Below are 17,271 nucleotides of genomic sequence, written 5' to 3'. Positions count from 1 at the left end.
TGCGTAGGGGGCAAATCATGGAAGGTCTTGGTCATTCCGGCATCAGAACTCTAATCGTCATTCCCTGCCTCAACGAGGCAAAGACGATCGAGGCTTTGCTGCGAAAATTCACCGGCGCGATGGATGGACGTATTTTCCGCATCGTTGTTGCCGATGGCGGCAGCACGGACGGCACGCGCGACATCGTTTCCGCCTTCGCCGCAACGGATGACCGCGTTACACTCCTTCCCAATCCCAAGCGCATCCAGAGCGCCGGCATAAACCTGGCCGTTTCCACTTTCGGCGAGGATTTCGACTACCTCATTCGCATCGACGCCCATGGCGATTATCCCGATGATTATTGCCAGCGGCTGATCGAGGACGCGGATCGCACCGGCGCGGATTCCGTCGTGGTCGCCATGGATACGGTCGGGCACGGCCTGTTCCAGAAGGCGACGGCGATTGCGCAAAATTCCAAACTCGGCAATGGCGGCTCCAAGCACCGCGAAGGTGCCAAGGGACACTGGATCGACCATGGCCACCACGCGCTGATGCGGATCGCCGCCTTCGACGCGGTCGGTGGTTACGATGAAAGCTTCAGCCACAACGAGGATGCCGAACTGGATTTCCGGCTGCGCAAATCCGGTTTCCGCATCTGGATGACCGACAAGACCCGCATGACCTATTATCCGCGCGCCAGCGTCATGCCGCTGTTCAGGCAATATCTTGCCTATGGCCGTGGCCGGGCAAAGAACCTGCTGAAACATCGCTCGATCCCGAAGATCCGCCAGATGATTCCGCTGGCTGTCCTGCCGGTCTTCGTGCTTGCCCTGCTGTCGCTTGTGCATTGGGCAGCACTTATTCCGCTCGGCCTCTGGATCGCCGCATGTGTGGGTTATGGCTTGTGGATGGCAATAGGTCAGAAAAACCCATACGGCCCGCTCGCCGCCTTTTCCGCAATGGTGATGCATCTGGCGTGGTCCACCGGCTTCTGGCTGGAACTCCTGAAATTCCGGGGAAAAAAGGCTGTCTCATGACCGACCTCATCGTCACCGAACCACACAATTCGAAGACCGTCGATATCGGCATCTGTACCTACAGACGTCCGGCGCTGGTCGCCACACTTCTGTCACTCTTCGAGCTGGAAGTGCCTGAAGGCGTGACAGTTCGCCTGATCGTTGCCGACAATGATGAGGAACCGAGTGCCAAGGCAAGTGTGGATCGGCTGCGCGAAACTTCGCCTTTTGAGATCGCCTATGTCCATTGCCCGAAATCGAATATTTCGATTGCCCGCAACGCATGCCTCTCTGAATGCCGGGCGGACTATCTGGCCTTTATCGACGATGATGAGACGGCCCCGCCGCACTGGCTGGCAGCACTTCTGGAAAAGGCAGGCGAGACCGGCGCGGACGTCGTTCTTGGCCCCGTGACGGCGGTTTACCGCGAAAATGCCCCGGGCTGGATGAAACGTGGCGATTTTCACTCGACCGTACCGGTCTGGGTCAATGGCGAGATCATCACCGGCTACACCTGCAACACGCTTCTCAAGATGGACGCCCCATCGGTGAAGGACCGGCGTTTTGCGCTGGCGCTCGGCCAGAGCGGCGGTGAGGACACGCATTTCTTCTCGCATCTCCATGCTTCGGGCGGTCGCATCGTCTTTGCGCAAAAGGCCGTGCTCTCCGAGCCGGTGCCGGAAAACCGCGCCCGTTTCATGTGGCTTGCCAAACGTCGCTTCCGCTCCGGCCAGACCCATGGCCGTGTGCTTGCGGAAAAGAAACCCGGCGCAAGACGCGTGATGCAAGTGCTGAAGGCAGGATCGAAAGTTCTCTATTGCGCCGTCTTTGCCGCGCTGAACGGTTTCAACGCCGTGCGCCGCAACCGCTATGCCCTGCGCGGCGCCTTGCATCTCGGCTCGGTAAGCGGCGCCTTCGGAGTGCGCGAAATCCGCCAATACGGCGCGGTGGAGGCAACCTGATGGAGAACCTTAACCCTCAGCCCGATATCAGCTTCGTCATTGCCGCCTATAATGCCGCAGAGACGATCGAAGCCGCCATTCAAAGTGCGCTTGACCAGCAGGGCGTGACGCTGGAGGTGATCGTCGTGGACGACCGCTCCGCCGACGAGACGATCTCGCTCGTCGAGGCCATTGCGGCCAACGATCCGCGTGTCCGGTTGCTTGCGCTTGAACAGAACCTCGGACCGGGAGGCGCGCGCAATGCCGGTATCGACGCAGCAACCGGACGCTTTATCGCCGTTCTCGATTCGGACGACGTCATCCGCCCGGACCGTTCCGCCTGCATGATGTGCCGGGCAGATGCGGCCAATGCGGTGATCGCAGTCGACAATCTCGATGTCGCCTATACGGACGGCAGGCCGATGGAAACGATGTTCGCGGAAGAGTTTCTGGAGGAAAGACCCGTCCTCACCCTCGAGGACTTCATTTCCTCCAACATCCTTTTCCGCTCCACCTTCAACTTCGGCTACATGAAGCCGATGTTCCGGCGCGATTTCCTAAATAGTGAGGGATTGCGTTTTCGCGAGGATATCCGCATCGGCGAGGATTACATCCTGCTTGCCTCGGCGCTTGCCGCCGGCGGCCTTTGCGTCATCGAGCCGAAACCGGGCTACATCTATAATATTCGCGAAGGTTCGATCTCGCGCGTCCTTGAAATCCACCACGTCGAAGGAATGATGCGGGCGGACCAGGAGTTTCTGAGCCACTACGCGCTGTTGCCCGCCGCCATGGATGCGCAGCAGGCGAGAAGCCGTAGCCTGCAACTGGCCCGCAACTTCCTGACATTGGTGGAAGACATCAAGCGGCGCTCGATTATCGGCGCGCTGAAGACAACGATCAGAGATCCCGCCGTACTGGGCCATTTGAGAATGCCCATTGCCGTGCGGCTGAAGAGGTTGCGGAACGCGATGTTTGCGCCCGCGGCAAATACTGGGGTGAAAAGGCAGATTTCGTAAAATTTGTGAGCGGACAAATCTGTGCGCGAAAAATCTGCAAGCGGACTGGGGACAGATCAAACCTTGATGAAGGAGAACGCGATGGACCTGAACAAAACTGTCAGAAAAGCCGTCATTCCCGTAGCCGGCAACGGCACGCGGTTTTTGCCCGCCACCAAGGCGATGCCGAAGGAAATGCTGACGATCGTCGACCGGCCGGTCGTGCAATATGCCGTCGATGAGGCCATGCAGGCCGGCATCGAGCACATTATTTTCGTAACCAGCCGCAACAAGACCGCCATCGAAGACTATTTCGACAGCGCGCCCGAGCTTATCAACACGCTCACCCGCTCCGGCAAGACGGTGCAGGTGCTGCAGCTCGAAAAGATGCTGCCGGTCGCGGGCACAGTCAGCTACACGCGCCAGCAGGTGCCGCTCGGCCTCGGCCACGCGGTCTGGTGCGCGCGCGAACTGGTGGGCAAGGAGCCTTTCGCGCTGCTTTTGCCTGATATGGTTTCCTATGGCGCACGCGGCTGCATTGCCGGGTTGATGGAACTCTACGACGAAGTGGGCGGCAATATTCTCGGTGTTGAAGAATGCCTGCCGGAAGAAGTGTCATCCTATGGCGTCGTCGGTGTCGGCCAGAAGGTCAATCACGGCTTTGCGGTCACCGAAATGGTCGAGAAGCCGGAACCATCCAAGGCGCCCTCGAATTATTACCTGAACGGCCGTTATATTCTGCAGCCGGAAATCTTCGACATTCTCGCCAAACAGGAGCGTGGCGCGGGCAACGAAATCCAGCTGACTGACGGCATGAAGCGGCTCGCTGAAAAGCAGGCCTTCCATGCGCAGAAGTATAGCGGTCGCACATTCGACTGCGGCAGCAAGCAGGGCTTCATCGCCGCCAATGTCGCTTTCTCGCTGATGCGTGCCGACATGGAGGCGCAGGTTCTCGCTTCCGTCAAGGAACTCGTCGCAAACCATGAAAGCCGCGTTCAGGCGGCCTGACTTTAATCGTGCTGCCGGGGAGGCGGTCGGCACATCAATAACGGGGGGCGGGAAGCCGAGCGTTGCTCGGCTTCCCGCGTACCATTTTTAATTCACAAGGTAGGTCCATGCACCACAAGACCTTTAAATCCAGCATCGGTTTTCCGGATCCCGGCAAGGATGCCGACACATTTATTGACCTCGATCGCCTCTGGGCAGCCGTGGTGCGCCGCGCCAATGTCATTGCCGCCTCGGTCATCGCCGCTGTGGTTCTGGCCGGCCTTTATCTGGTGCTTGCGACTCCCGTTTACACCGCGATGACTCAGGTGCTTCTGGATGAAAGCCTTTCCCGTTACGCGGAAGAGGAATCGCCGGTGCCTGCCGCCCAGATCGTCGACAACCGTATCGCCAGTGCCGTGGAAATTCTGAAATCCAAGGAAATGGCGCTGACCGTGGTCGACAAGGCCAAGCTCGACGAGAACGACACCATCGTCAATCCGTCGCTGTCGCCGGTCGATCTCGTGAAATCCTCCGTGCGCGGTATCGTCGATCTCATCCTGCCCGGAGATCCGCCGGCCTCCGAAGCGGCAATCCGCGCCGGACGTCGCGAAAAGGCAGCCGCCGTGCTGCAACAATCGCTGATAGTGGAGCGTGTCGGCCGGAGTTCGGTCATCGCTATTTCCACCCGTTCGACGGATCGGCAGCTTGCCGCGCTCATCGCCAAGACCTATGCGCAGGCCTATCTGACCGAACAGCTGAACGCCAATTTCGACGCCAGCGAGCGTGCTTCCGTGTGGCTGCAGGAGCGCATGAGCGACCTGAACCAGCGTGCGCAGGCCGCCCAGCTTGCCGTCGAAAAATTCAAGACGGACAATAATATCGTTTCTTCGCGCGGCGAGCTGATGTCGGAAGGCCAGTTGGCCGATCTCAATGGCCAGCTGATTGCCGCGCAAGCGGATGTCGCGACGGCTGCTGCACGTTATGGCCAATACAAGTCCATCATCGACCGGGGACCGGATGCAGCTGTTGACAATGCAGTCGTTTCCGCACGGGATGCCGATAACTCGGTCATTCAGGACCTTCGCAAGCGCTACATTACAATCTCTGACCGATTGCAGGGCGTCGTCCAGCAATTCGGCGGCGACCACCCTCAGGCGGTAGCGCTGGAGAGCGAGAAGAAAGAGATTGCAAGGCAGATCTTCCAGGAACTGCAGCAGGTTACGGGCAGCCTGAAGAACGAATACGACGTCTCCAATTCCCGTGTGCAATCGCTTCGCGACAATATCGACCGCGTGGCGGGCCGCAATTCGCAGGCCAATATCACCATGGTGCAATTGCGTGAACTGGAGCAGCGGGCAACGGCGCTGCGCACACTCTACCAGTCCTACCTCGGCCGCTTCGAAGAAGCATCCCAGAAGCAGTCGCTGCCGATCGCCAAGGCCCGCATCATCTCCGAAGCGGGTCTGCCGACAGCTCCGTCCAGCCCGAAAAAGACCATGACCATGGCGCTTTCCGTCATTCTCGGCCTTATGCTGGGCGGCGGCATCGCAGCGCTTCTTGAGTTCCGGGATCGCTTTTTCCACACCGGCAACGATGTGCGCGACAATCTGCGCATGCGTTTTCTGGGCTACCTGCCCTTTATCGGGGAAAGGGGTGCAGAAACGGCAAAGTCGGGCACCGCTGCCGCTACCCCTGGCAGCGAGAGCACGACCCTCGACGAAAACGGTCAGGTCTCGTTCCAGAAAATGCTGCGCCTTGCCGTCGACAGCCCGCGCTCAAGCTTTGCCGAGACGCTTCGCAACGTGAAGCTGACGGCTGATGTCGTTATCCAGGAACGCCAGTGCCGGGTAATCGGCGTCATCTCGTGCCTGCCGAACGAGGGTAAATCGGTCGTGGCGCTCAATCTCGCCGGTCTGATCGCCTCCACCGGCAAGCGGACGCTTGTGGTGGATGCCGACATCCGCAACCCCGGCCTCAGCCGCATGCTGACAACGCGGCAATCCGCCGGTCTGGTGGAGGTCGTGCTTGACGAGATACCGTGGACGCAGGCGGTGAAGGTCGATACCCGCACGAAAATGGGCATCCTGCCGGTTTCCACCAGCAACCAGTTTGCCCATTCAAGCGAGCTTCTCGCCTCCTCCGGCATGCGCAAATTCATCGAATCGGCGCGTGAAGCCTGCGACTACATCATTGTCGACCTTGCACCCGTCGTTCCCGTCATCGACGCGAAAGCCTTCGCACCGCAGGTCGATGGTTTCGTCTTCGTGACGGAATGGGGCAAGACGCCGATCCAGATGGTGCAGAACCTGATGGCCAACGAACCGCAGATTGCCAACAAGACGTTGGGTATCGTGCTCAACAAGACCGATATGACGGAATTGCAGCGTTATGCAGGCCCCGGTGGTTCTGAGCACTATCACGAGACATTCGCGGCTTACTACGGCGACGCCAAACCGCCGGTGAAGGAAAATGCCTGAATGGTGTAGCGGCCCGGTGCAAACCGGGCCGTTGTTTTTTGCAGCTCAAATTTTGCTACCCTGCCTATGGCGTTGCCCGCAAAATTACGCATTGATGGCGACCAACCAATCGCCAGCAAGCAGGACCAGTTTCATGCCATCACCCATTGCCCTTGTTTCGCGGATGAATGCGCAAGCGGAGGCCATCTGGAAGCAAGCGCTTCGCGAAGCCATGCCGGAAGAGGAAATCCTCTCCTTTTCCGAATTGAGCGGAGAGCAGAAACGCGCGGTGGACCTCGCCATCGTCGCCAATCCCGATCCAGCCGACATTGCAGCCTTGCCGGGTCTTTCGTGGATTCACAGCCTGTGGGCGGGTGTTGAACGGCTCGTGCTGGAACTGGGAGACAAGGCGCCACCGATCGTGCGGCTGAAGGACCCGGAGCTTTCACGCGTGATGGCGGAAGCCGTGCTGGCATGGACCTATTATCTGCAACGCGACATGCCGGCCTATCGCGAAAACCAGCAAAAAGCCCTCTGGCAGGAACTCGATTATCGGCATCCGGGCGAGATGACCATCGGCCTCCTCGGCCTCGGCGCACTCGGCACGGCTGCGGCGCAACGCCTGCTTCATGCAGGCTTCAACGTTTCCGGCTGGAGCCGCTCGGCCAAGGCAATCGAGGGAGTGGCAACGCTGACGGGCGATGACGGGCTGGAGGGCTTGCTGGAAAAAAGCGACATTCTCGTCTGTCTGGTGCCACTGACCGATGCGACGCGCGGCCTTCTGAATGCCGACCGTCTCGGCACCATGAAAAAGGGAGCCGCACTCATCAATTTCGCCCGCGGAGCCGTCGTCGTCGCCGATGACCTGATCGCGGCGCTTGATTCCGGCCAGCTTTCGCATGCGGTTCTCGATGTCTTCGAACAGGAGCCGCTGCCTGTCGCTTCCGCGTTCTGGCAGCACCCGAAAGTGACCGTCCTGCCACATATTTCCGCGCCGACAAGCCGGGAAAGTTCAGCGAAAATCGTGGCAGGCAATGTCAGGACATGGCGTGAAACAGGCACGCTGCCGGAAACAGTCGATATGACGCGCGGTTATTGAGACAGGATGGCGGGCGGTTTATTCGCCCGCCATCGTCTTTGCCGTATGGGCCAGTTCGACAGCCGAGACGATCTGCTGTTCGTCATAGGGCTTGGTCAAAAGCACGGCGGTTTCCGGCGCCCCGTTCGGCAGTTGGCTGTCTCCCGTGGCAAACACGATGGCAAGTCCCGGTTTCCGGCGCAAGGCCTCAACCGCCAGCTCGCCGCCCTTCATGTCCGGCAGGCCTATGTCGGTAACGAGAACATCGATCTCTTCCGTCTCGATCGCCTTCAGCGCCTGCACCGCATTTCCGGCCTCGACGACGGCAAAGCCGTTATCGGCCAGCATCTCGGTCGAATTCATCCGGATCAACTCGTCATCCTCGACCAGAAGCACGCAGACCGATCTGGTCTCGTCTTCGACAGCCTGCGCCGGTTCGGGCGTTTTGGAATGACGCGGTGATGATCCCGGCCTCGACTTGGCGAGAGAAACCTGCTTGCGATTGGCGATGACATGGCGGATGCGCCGCGCCAGCGCTTCGCGCGTGTAAGGCTTGGAGAGCAATTCCACCCCGGCATCCAGCTTGCCGCCATGCACGATGGAATTTTCCGTATAACCGGATGTGAAGAGAACGGCGAGATTGGGCAACCGTTCCTGCGCACGGCGCGCCATTTCCCGGCTTTTCAAAGGTCCCGGCATCACCACATCGGTGAAGATGACGTCAATCGGAATGCCGCTTTCGACCACCGTCAAACCGGCCTGCGCATCGCGGGCAGTGAGTACGCGGTAACCGAGATCGCTCAGTGTCTCGACGACGGTGCTGCGCACCTCCTCGTCATCCTCCACCACAAGGATCGTTTCCGTGCCACCCTCTACGGGGCCGGTCGGTATCACCACTTCCCTGTCCTCGTCAGCGGCGGAACGCGGCAGATACATCTTCACCGTCGTGCCCTGTCCCACCTCGCTATAGATGTTGACATGGCCGCTGGACTGTTTTGCGAAACCGTAGACCATCGAAAGGCCGAGACCGGTGCCCTTGCCTTCCGGTTTCGTCGAAAAGAACGGCTCGAACACCTTTTCCAGAATGTCCGGCGACATGCCCGATCCGGTATCGGTAACAGCCAGCATGACATATTGCCCCGGCGAAACTTCCGAATGCTTGCGGGCGTAATCGCGATCGAGAACCGCATTGCCGACCTCGATCGTCAGCTTGCCGTGCCCTTCCATGGCATCACGCGCATTGATCGCCAGATTAAGGAGAGCGTTTTCCACCTGGTTGGGGTCGGCATAGGTGTTCCACAGGCCGCCGGAGGTGATGACCTCAACCTCGATCGCCTCACCAAGCGAACGGCGCAGGAGATCGTCCATGCCGGTAACGAAGCGAGAGATGTTGATAACGCGCGGTTCCAGCGCCTGACGGCGGCCAAAGGCCAGAAGCTGGCTTGCAAGCTTGGCACCGCGATGAACGCCGGCCAGCGCATTCTCCAGCCGCCGTTCGGCACGCTCGTTGCCGATTACGTCCTTCGACAGCAATTGCAGATTGCCCGCGATCACCTGAAGAAGATTGTTGAAATCATGCGCGACGCCACCGGTCAACTGGCCGATGGATTCCATTTTCTGCGCCTGCTGCAACGCCCTTTCGGTTTGTCGGCGCTCGGCGATTTCCGTCTCGACCCGCGCTTCCAGCCCTTCATTCAGTTGGCGAAGCTGCTCTTCCGCTCTTATGCGGTGGCGAATTTCGCGTTCCAGATTGCTGGCATGTTCTTTAAGCGTGTTCTCGGCCAGTCGCTGTTCGGTGATATCCGTGTGGACACCGACCCATTCCGCAATGTCACCGGATTTGTCGAAAATCGGAACGCCACGGATCGCAAATGTGCGGTAGACGCCGTCATGGCGGCGAACGCGATGCTCCCAAACATAGGTCGCCCGCGCGGAAACGGCTTTTGTCCAGCTTTCCAGCGAATGGTCCCTGTCTTCGGGATGAACCGCTTCGACCCAGCCGAAGCCCTGATACTCGTCGAAGCTCTGCCCGGTAAGTGCACCCCACGCAGGCTGCTCACCCAGCATCATGCCGTCGGCGGTGTTGGTCCAGAGCACGCCGTGGACCGCATCAACAGCGGCGCGGAAACGGTTATTGCTAAGCACAATTTCGTGCTCGGAACGTTTCCGGTCCTCGATATCGATGATCAGCACATAAATGCCGTCAACCGAGCCATCGGCGATATAACGGGGAACATAACGGATTTCGGCGGCTCGCTTGCTGCCATCCGGTCTGCTGATCACCGTATCCGAAACGATCTTTTCGCCGCCGAGCGCACGATCGAGATAGGCCCTGCGCGAACTGAAGAACGCGTCTCCAACAATTTCAGGAACGCTGCGGCCGATCACCTCCTCGGCGCTGCGCCCGAACCACTCCAGATAACCGTCATTGGCGAATTTATAGACATAGTCGCGATCGACATATCCCACCAGGATCGGCAGGGCATTGGTAAGCCGGCTCAGCTCCTTGCGGCTCTGCTCCAGCGCCTCCACGGCCTTCACCTTTTCGGTGTTTTCAAGCACCGTGCAAAGGACGCCGTCCACCGCGCCGCCATCATTGTAGATCGGCGTATAGAACAGATCGAAGATCACCTCTTCCGGCTGACCGTGCCGCATCAGCGTCATCGGCTGGTCGCGATAAGCCATGACCTCGCCACGAAAGCCAGCCTCCAGAATGCGGCTGTTCCAGTCCCAGATCTCGGGCCAGATACCTGGCACCGTTCCGCCCAGCGCCCGCGGGTGATAATTGCCGGCAATTTCCGCATAGCCGTCATTGTAGATCATCACATGATCCGCACCCCACATCAGCACCTGCGGAATGGGAGAGTTGACGACGGAATTGGCCTTCTGCCTCAAATTCTGCGGCCAGTCGCTAATCGGACCGAGCGATGTCTTCGACCAGTCGAAGCCGCGCACAAGCTCACCCGTTTCACCGCCACCGATCGGCCATACCGGGGCAGCACGAAGATTGGTCATTCAATATCACCACAAAAAAGAGACGAAATTTTCCGTAGTACAGAACGGAATAAATGTCCAAGAAAACAGAAACTTCTGCTTGTTGTTCCCGGCTTTTCAGAAGCGCGGTCGGCAAGACTGGGGCATGCGCACGCCGCAAATTTCGCAGAAGCACGCCACAAGCGTGATGATTGATTGACGATTGCCATCCTCAATACGCCAAAAACTGCCGCAAACGGAACGGCAACAAAGTAATTATTAACGCTCAATGCGGGTGCTGGCGGTCGCGGTGCCGTCGGCGCCCGGGTCTTCGCACACCGCGACCAGAGGGAACAAAAATGAAAATACTTTTGGGTGCCACAATTCTTTCCGCCGGCTTCGCCCTTACAGGCGGTGCAGCCTTTGCTGCGGACTGTGGAAACGTCACGATCGCCAGCATGAACTGGCAATCCGCTGAAGTCGCCGCCAATCTCGACAAGATCATTCTGGAAAAGGGTTACGGTTGCAGCGCTGAGATCGTCACAGGCGATACCGTACCGACATTGACCTCCATGGCCGAAAAGGGCCAGCCTGATATCGCGCCGGAGGCCTGGGTCAGCCTGCAGCCGGAAATCGTCAAACAGGGACTTGAGGGCGGCAAGGTCGTGGCGGCCGCCAAGATCCTGTCGGACGGCGCTGTGCAGGGATGGTGGATCCCGAAATATGTCGCCGATGCAAACCCCGATCTCAAGACCATTCCTGATCTCTTCAAACATCCCGAGCTTTTCCCCTCGCCTGAAGACAAGGCAAAAGGCGCCGTCTTCAACGGCCCGCAGGGCTGGGGCGGCACCGTCGTCACCGCCCAGCTCTTCAAGGCTTTTGGTGGTGAAAAGGCCGGCTTCACCCTCGTGGACACCGGTTCTGCCGCAGGTCTCGACGGCTCGGTCGCCAAGGCTTACGAAGCGAAACAGCCGTGGGTAGGCTATTACTGGGCTCCGACCTCGCTGCTCGGCAAATATGAGATGGTGAAGCTCGGCTTCGGCACGGAATATGACTCTGCCGAATGGAAGCGCTGCACCTCGGTTGCCGATTGCGCGGACCCGAAGCCCAATGCATGGCAGGTTGACGACGTGCAGACGCTGGTCAGCAAGACCTTTGCCGACCGTGCCGGCCCGGCCATGGACTATCTGAACAAACGCGCCTGGACCAACGACACCGTCAACAAGCTGATCGCCTGGATGACCGACAATCAGGCAACCGGCGAAGATGGCGCAAAGCACTTCCTGAAGGAAAACGAGGCTCTGTGGACGGGCTGGGTTTCTCCCGACGTCGCGCAAAAGGTCAAGGCTGCCCTCTAAAAGGGCGGCACGACATATGTGGTCGACAGCTTGGCCCGCCAATGGCGGCGCCCGGCCGTTTTTAAGTTCCGGAGCGCGGCGGATATTGCCCGCCGGCCCCGGTTCGTCGTGGAGAACAGGATATGGATTGGCTTTTCAAATTTCCGACCATGAATGACGATGCCCTGCGTGCGCTGAAGAAAGTGATCGACGAGGGGTTTCGGGGTTTCACCAGAGCCTATGGCGGCACGATAGAGGGGCTGTTCACACCGCTCCAGAGCTTCCTCATCTGGGCGGAAAGGCTTTTGATCGGCACCCCCTGGCCGGTCGTTATTCTTATTGTCGGCGTACTCGCCTGGTTTGCCAGCCGCAGCGCCACCATTGTTGCACTATGTTGCGGTATTCTCTTTGCCATCGGCTGGTTCGGCATGTGGGAAGACACGATGAAGACGATCTCGATGATCTTCGTCTGCGCCGTGCTCTCCATCGTGATCGGTTTGCCGATTGGCATCGCCATGGCGCGGTCCAACCGCCTGCAGAGTATCGTAAACCCCATTCTCGACGTCATGCAGACGATGCCGAGTTTCGTCTATCTCATTCCCGTCGTCATGCTGCTCGGCATCGGCCGGGTCCCGGGCGTCATCGCCGTGGTGATCTACGCCATTCCGCCGATGATCCGGCTTACCAATCTCGGCATCCGCATGGTTGACCGGGACGTGCTGGAAGCGGCAGACGCCTACGGTTCCTCGAAGCGCCAGAAGCTTTTCAAGGTGCAGCTGCCGCTTGCACTCCCCACCATCATGGCGGGCATCAACCAGACAATCATGATGGCGCTCGCCATGGTCGTCATCGCCTCCATGATCGGTGTTCAGGGCCTTGGCCAGCCGGTTCTGAAGGCTATCGCCAACCAGTATTTCACGCTCGGTGTGTTCAACGGCCTGGCAATCGTCGGCATCGCCATCATCTTCGACCGCATCAGCCAGGCCTACGGCCTTCGCCTGCAAAAACACCGGGAAGTGGCGCATGGCTAGTCAATCGATCGAAATTCGCAGCCTTTACAAGATTTTCGGCCCCAAGGCGGAGAATTACATCGACGCCGTGAAGGGTGGCATGTCCAAGGCGGAACTGAACGCCAAGCACGGCCACGTGCTCGGCCTCAGCGACATCAACATCACCATGCCGGGCGGGCAGATCACCGTGATCATGGGCCTTTCCGGCTCGGGAAAATCGACGCTGATCCGCCACGTCAACCGCCTGATCGACCCGACAGCGGGAGAAATCCTTTATGGCGGAACGGATGTCTGTCGCCTCAACGAAGCGGAACTTCTGGAATTCCGCCGCCACAAGACGGCGATGGTATTCCAGAAATTCGGCCTGCTGCCGCACCGCAACGTGCTGCAAAACGTCGTCTATGGCCTTGAGGTGCAGGGCGTCGACAAGGGCGAGCGGGAAGAAAAAGCAGACATCTGGATCAAGCGGGTGGGGCTGGAAGGCTTTTCGAGCCATTATCCGAACCAGCTTTCAGGTGGCATGCAGCAGCGCGTGGGTCTCGCCCGCGCGCTGACCAACAACGCCGAAATCCTGCTGATGGATGAGGCCTATTCTGCGCTTGATCCACTCATCCGCGTCGACATGCAGACGGTACTGCTCGAGTTGCAGAAAGAGCTGAAGAAGACCGTCGTCTTCATCACCCACGATCTGGATGAGGCCCTTCGGCTGGGAGACAAGATCGCCATTCTGCGCGACGGCGAGATCATCCAGCAGGGTACGGCAGCCGAAATCGTCATGAGCCCGGCAGACAGCTATATCGAAGCCTTCGTGGAAGAGGTCAATCGGGGCCGGGTCATTCGTCTCGGCGCCATCGTCCAGCCGGAGTTTACCGGCCAGTCGCGTCTTCAGCTCGATGCGGACATGACCGTCGAGGAAGGCTTGCGCGCGCTCGTCAGGGAGGATGTCGGCAGTGCCGTCATCATCGGCGAAAACGGCAAGTCACTCGGCTCCGTCACCACAGATGCCATCATGCGCTGCCTCGTCAGGACCACGCCAAGTGCGGAAAAAAAATTGGCCGAGGCCGGTTAGGCCAAGCCGTCTAGCCATTTGGTCATACCCCTGGCGGCCGCCTTGCCGGTGGCAAAACAGGCGGTCAGCAGATAACCGCCGGTCGGCGCCTCCCAGTCCAGCATTTCCCCGGCAGCAAAAATGCCGGGGAGTTTTTTCAGCATGTAGTTCTCATCGATACCTTGCCAGTCAACGCCCCCAGCCGATGAAATCGCCTCGGCAATCGGTCTCGTCCGTGCAAGCGGTATCTCCGCATGTTTGATTCTTGCAGCGACCAGATCATCCGGCATCGCCGAGATATCGTGAAAGATTTCACGCAGAAGTCCGACCTTGACGGCGGAGAGGCCCACGGCCTTCCGCAACCGGTTTGCAAAACTCTCCTTGCGGCCAAGCTTTGCCAGATCCCGGCCAAGGCGCTCCACGGTGCGTCCCGGCGCCAGATCGAGGGCGAGTATCGCCTTCCCCGTGTGTTCCAGCTGGTCGCGAAGTGCGGCGGAGTGGGCATAGATGACGCTGCCCTCAATGCCGTGCTGCGTCACCACGAACTCGCCCTGAAACGCTCCGGCCGGGGAAATGGTGGTGACGGATTTCAACGCCTCACCGGCAAAACGCTGCCGGAAGACATCGCTCCAATCGACATCAAAGCCGCAATTGGCGGGGCGGAAAGGGTTAAGCTCCACGCCTTCAGCCGCGAGTGCCGGCACCCATGCGGCATCCGAACCCAGACGCGGCCAGCTTGCGCCGCCGAGCGCCAGAAGAACGGCGTCGGCCTTCATGAAGACATCCCCCTCCGGTGTCGCGAAAACCAGCCCGTCTGCGGAAAAACCCATCCAGCGATGCCGCGTCTTGATGATAACGCCGTGCGCCTCCAGCCGGGCAAGCCATGCCCGCAACAGCGGCGAGGCCTTCATGACCGTCGGAAACACCCGGCCCGACGTGCCGACGAAGGTCTCCTGCCCCAGACCTTGCGCCCAGTGACGCAGCATGCCGGGCGTGAAATCATCGAGGGCGGCGCGCAGCTTTTGCTCCGCATCGCCAAAACGGTGGAGGAAATTGCCGTAGTCTTCGGCATGGGTGATGTTGAGACCGGATTTGCCGGCCATCAGCAATTTGCGCGCGACGGTCGGCATCGCTTCGAATACCGTCACGGCATGGCCCGCCGCAGACAGCATTTCGGCCGCCATCAGGCCCGCCGGCCCGCCGCCGACAATTGCGACCTGCCTTGCCTTCTTCAAAACTCGCTCCATCGCATCTTAGCCATTGTGGCCTTATACCGATTTCCGCGCGCGAATATATGCGATATTGAAACGCGCATGTTCACGCTCGACCGACCCGTCACCTTTTCGCAGGATATCAAGAAAAGCCGCTTCGTTGCCTTTGCAGCACCTGTCACTGGCGAGGAGGATGCGAAAAGCTTCCTTGCGGCGCATTCTGACTTCGATGCAAACCACAATTGCTGGGCATGGCGAACCGGCCAGACCTATCGTTTCAGTGACGACGGCGAGCCTTCCGGCACGGCGGGAAAGCCAATCCTTCAGGCTATCGACGGCCAGGCGCTGGACAATGTCGCGGTCCTCGTCATCCGCTGGTTCGGCGGCATTCTGCTCGGCAGCGGCGGCCTCATCCGCGCCTATGGCGGCACGGCGGCGGCCTGCCTTCGGCTTGGCGAGACGTCACCGGTCATCGCCTATGTCAGCGCGACCTTGAGTTGCCCGTTTTCAGATCTGGCTCTGGTAAAATCGCGCCTCGCCGCCACGCAGAACCTGCGTGTGGAGAAAGAGGATTTCACCGGCACAGGCGCGGATATGCAGCTTTCGGTTCCCGTAGAGGAAGCCGAGCGTATGACACGGCTCATCAGCGATCTGACCAGTGGTCGCGTCAATCTTCATATTCCCGACTAATCATATTGCGGAGCAGGCATCTGGCCCCATGCCCGATTTGTGCTAAGGAAGCGCAATGTCACTTGCGCTATCCAACCCCGTCTATAATCCGCCGCTCGAACCGTGGCTCACCATCGTGCACCGGGATGACGACCTACTGGTGCTGGACAAGCCGAGCGGACTTCTTTCGGTGCCGGGACGCGATCCCGCGCTCTCCGACAGTCTTTTGACGCGCGTGCAGAAACAGTTTCCAAAAGCACTGATGATCAACCGGCTGGACAAGGATACATCAGGCATCGTGTTGATGTCCCTGAACCGCAAGGCGCACGCGGCCGTCGCCGCCCAGTTCGAGAACCGCCAGACCCGCAAATCCTATGTCGCCGTCGTCTGGGGTGAAGTCGAGGGTGAAGAGGGCAAGGTGGACCTGCCACTCGCGATCGACCCCGAAAACAAGCCCCGCCACCGGGTGGACCACGACCATGGCAAGCCGGCGCAAAGCCTTTGGCGCGTGCTGGAAAGATTGCCGCTTCCCGCTACGAGGCTCGCACTTGCCCCTCTCACCGGCCGCACCCATCAACTGCGGGTGCATATGAAGGCTCTCGGCCACCCTATCCTTGGCGATGAATTTTATGCAGAAGGTGAAGCGCTCGCCGCCGCGCCGCGTCTTATGCTGCATGCCGAGGCGGTGGGCTTTCGTCACCCGGATGGCCGCGACGTCACCTATACCGTGCCCTGCCCCTTCTGAGGCCTGCGATGAAAGAACAAGACGAAAGCTTCGTGGTGGATTTTGTTGGCGGTGCGGTCGGTCACCGTTTCCGCTCCGGCGAGGGGCGCGGACAGGCTCTGCCGAAAGCCGCTGGCTTCACCAAAGGCCGCACGCCAAAAATCGTCGATGCAACGGCAGGGCTCGGGCGCGATGCCTTTCTGCTCGCATCTCTCGGCGCGGACGTCACACTGATAGAGCGTTCACCCGGTATGCACGCGCACCTTGCTGACGGCATTCGCCGCGCATTGGAGGCGGGTGGAGCCTATGCCGAGGCTGCCTCCCGCATGACGCTGCTGCAGGGCGATTCCCGGCTTCTGCTGAAAGAACTTTCGCCGGAGGTGGTGATCGTCGACCCAATGCATCCGCCGCGTCACAATACGGCGCTGGTGAAAAAGGAAATGCGGGTGCTGCGGGAACTGGTTGGTTCCGATCCCGATCAGGTAGAGCTGATGGAGGCGGCGCTTGAACATGCGACGAAGCGGGTGGTTCTAAAATGGCCTCTGCGCGCCGAACCGATGCCCGGCATACGCAAGCCGTCCCACCAGATAACGGGCAAGAACACCCGGTATGATGTTTTCATGATTTTCGGAAAATCTCTCGATCCGGGGGAATGATCAGCGGAAGTTCGGCTTGCGCTGCGCGTTCATCAAAAGCTCGTGCCGGGATGCGAATTCTCCGAACAGCCTTCTCAACCGTGTTTCCTCAACCTTGTCCAGCCGGTAACGGCGGCAAAACTCCGCAACATTGAGAATTGGCTTGGCTCTGTTCCCGTCTATGTTCTTGTTGTCGATGATCTGCATGGCGG

At 59.6% G+C, this 17,271-nt stretch carries 15 protein-coding genes; 12 read left to right on the top strand and 3 right to left on the bottom strand.

Annotated elements, in window-relative coordinates; all coding sequences use genetic code 11:
- The first annotated feature begins 17 nt into the window (after nt 1–17).
- The 6 genes from CRP02_RS08685 (at nt 18) to CRP02_RS08660 (ending at nt 7,473) form a co-directional block, all read left to right on the top strand.
- Nucleotides 18–1,016, top strand: coding sequence for a glycosyltransferase family 2 protein (locus tag CRP02_RS08685; RefSeq protein WP_097099733.1), 999 nt, complete (start codon nt 18–20; stop codon nt 1,014–1,016).
- Nucleotides 1,013–1,957 carry a glycosyltransferase family 2 protein gene (locus CRP02_RS08680; protein WP_013762054.1) on the top strand — a complete coding sequence of 315 codons (945 nt, stop codon included), beginning with the start codon at nt 1,013–1,015 and terminating at the stop codon, nt 1,955–1,957. The genes CRP02_RS08685 and CRP02_RS08680 overlap by 4 nt, the downstream gene beginning before the upstream one ends.
- A complete protein-coding gene (locus CRP02_RS08675; protein WP_065658720.1) occupies nt 1,957–2,952 on the top strand; it encodes a glycosyltransferase family 2 protein in 996 nt (331 codons plus the stop codon). Before CRP02_RS08680 ends, CRP02_RS08675 begins: the two co-directional genes overlap by 1 nt.
- An 81-nt stretch (nt 2,953–3,033) precedes the next feature.
- The gene (locus CRP02_RS08670) at nt 3,034–3,939 is read left to right on the top strand and encodes a UTP--glucose-1-phosphate uridylyltransferase (protein WP_097170829.1); all 906 of its coding nucleotides are present in this window, start codon (nt 3,034–3,036) and stop codon (nt 3,937–3,939) included.
- Nucleotides 3,940–4,046: 107 nt separating this feature from the next.
- Nucleotides 4,047–6,395 (top strand): polysaccharide biosynthesis tyrosine autokinase, encoded by a 2,349-nt coding sequence (locus CRP02_RS08665; RefSeq protein WP_179783968.1) that lies wholly within the window; start codon nt 4,047–4,049, stop codon nt 6,393–6,395.
- A gap of 133 nt (nt 6,396–6,528) precedes the next feature.
- Entirely contained in the window at nt 6,529–7,473 is a 945-nt protein-coding gene (locus CRP02_RS08660; RefSeq protein ID WP_097171301.1) for a 2-hydroxyacid dehydrogenase, read from the top strand.
- Nucleotides 7,474–7,491: 18 nt separating this feature from the next.
- Here CRP02_RS08660 and CRP02_RS08655 read toward each other — a convergent pair whose 3' ends face one another.
- Nucleotides 7,492–10,467, bottom strand: coding sequence for a PAS domain-containing protein (locus CRP02_RS08655; RefSeq protein WP_097170828.1), 2,976 nt, complete (start codon nt 10,465–10,467; stop codon nt 7,492–7,494).
- 317 nt (nt 10,468–10,784) lie between these two features.
- Here CRP02_RS08655 and CRP02_RS08650 point away from each other — a divergent pair, with 317 nt between their 5' ends.
- From CRP02_RS08650 to CRP02_RS08640, 3 genes are all read left to right on the top strand, one after another.
- Entirely contained in the window at nt 10,785–11,783 is a 999-nt protein-coding gene (locus CRP02_RS08650) for an ABC transporter substrate-binding protein (protein ID WP_004431723.1), read from the top strand.
- A gap of 122 nt (nt 11,784–11,905) precedes the next feature.
- Nucleotides 11,906–12,793 (top strand): ABC transporter permease, encoded by an 888-nt coding sequence (locus CRP02_RS08645; RefSeq protein ID WP_097170827.1) that lies wholly within the window; start codon nt 11,906–11,908, stop codon nt 12,791–12,793.
- Nucleotides 12,786–13,841 carry a quaternary amine ABC transporter ATP-binding protein gene (locus CRP02_RS08640; protein WP_097099740.1) on the top strand — a complete coding sequence of 352 codons (1,056 nt, stop codon included), beginning with the start codon at nt 12,786–12,788 and terminating at the stop codon, nt 13,839–13,841. The genes CRP02_RS08645 and CRP02_RS08640 overlap by 8 nt, the downstream gene beginning before the upstream one ends.
- Here CRP02_RS08640 and CRP02_RS08635 read toward each other — a convergent pair.
- Nucleotides 13,838–15,067, bottom strand: coding sequence for a TIGR03862 family flavoprotein (locus tag CRP02_RS08635; RefSeq protein WP_097170826.1), 1,230 nt, complete (start codon nt 15,065–15,067; stop codon nt 13,838–13,840). The genes CRP02_RS08640 and CRP02_RS08635 overlap by 4 nt on opposite strands.
- 66 nt (nt 15,068–15,133) lie before the next feature.
- On the opposite strand from CRP02_RS08635, the gene CRP02_RS08630 reads away from it, so the two are divergent.
- The 3 genes from CRP02_RS08630 to CRP02_RS08620 are packed head-to-tail and all read left to right on the top strand — an operon-like array spanning nt 15,134 to nt 17,080.
- Entirely contained in the window at nt 15,134–15,721 is a 588-nt protein-coding gene (locus CRP02_RS08630) for an IMPACT family protein (RefSeq protein WP_097170825.1), read from the top strand.
- Between the two features lie 55 nt (nt 15,722–15,776).
- Entirely contained in the window at nt 15,777–16,445 is a 669-nt protein-coding gene (locus tag CRP02_RS08625) for a pseudouridine synthase (RefSeq protein ID WP_097170824.1), read from the top strand.
- An 8-nt stretch (nt 16,446–16,453) separates the two neighbouring features.
- Nucleotides 16,454–17,080 carry a class I SAM-dependent methyltransferase gene (locus CRP02_RS08620; RefSeq protein WP_097170823.1) on the top strand — a complete coding sequence of 209 codons (627 nt, stop codon included), beginning with the start codon at nt 16,454–16,456 and terminating at the stop codon, nt 17,078–17,080.
- On the opposite strand, the gene CRP02_RS08615 is transcribed toward CRP02_RS08620, so the two are convergent.
- Complete coding sequence (locus CRP02_RS08615; RefSeq protein ID WP_097170822.1) at nt 17,081–17,266, bottom strand: hypothetical protein; 186 nt, start codon at nt 17,264–17,266, stop codon at nt 17,081–17,083.
- Between the last annotated feature and the right edge of the window lie 5 nt (nt 17,267–17,271).

Origin of the sequence: Rhizobium sp. AN5 (assembly GCF_900215255.1) — a bacterium.
Taxonomy (GTDB): Bacteria; Pseudomonadota; Alphaproteobacteria; order Rhizobiales; family Rhizobiaceae; genus Agrobacterium; species Agrobacterium tumefaciens.
The sequence above is the reverse complement of the archived record's forward strand: the minus strand, read 5'-3'. Positions and strand labels throughout refer to the sequence as shown.